The 350-nt window shown below is 60.9% G+C and carries 1 protein-coding gene; it reads right to left on the bottom strand.

What is annotated here, in order from left to right; genetic code table 11:
• Positions 1-350 (bottom strand): AMP-binding protein (locus AO065_RS27495; RefSeq protein ID WP_155737752.1); only part of this gene is annotated, 350 nt, incomplete at both ends.

The following is a 350-nucleotide window of genomic DNA, read 5'->3' as shown; positions in this document are numbered from 1 at the left end:
CACGGCGTCAGACTGGTCACGTCCAATGCTTCGCCACCGAAGATCACCGAACGCAGTGCCAGCGGTTTTGCTCTCTCGCAGGCCAAGTGCATCAACTGCTTGAACGCCGACGGCGTCTGGTTCAGCACGGTGACCTGCTGCTCGACCAGCAAGGCGTGGAAGTCTTCCGGAGAGCGTCTGGTTTCACGCGGCACGATCACCAGTCGGCCGCCATGCAGCAGCGCGCCGAAGATTTCCCAGACCGAGAAGTCGAAGGCAAAGGAATGGAACAGCGTCCAGACGTCACGTTCGTTGAAGGCGAACCACTCATCGGTGGCGGCGAACAGGCGCATCAGGTTGTGGTGTGCGAG

It is taken from the genome of Pseudomonas viridiflava (genome assembly GCF_001642795.1).
GTDB classification, from domain to species: domain Bacteria; phylum Pseudomonadota; class Gammaproteobacteria; order Pseudomonadales; family Pseudomonadaceae; genus Aquipseudomonas; species Aquipseudomonas viridiflava.
This window is presented reverse-complemented; position numbering and strand designations above follow the sequence as displayed.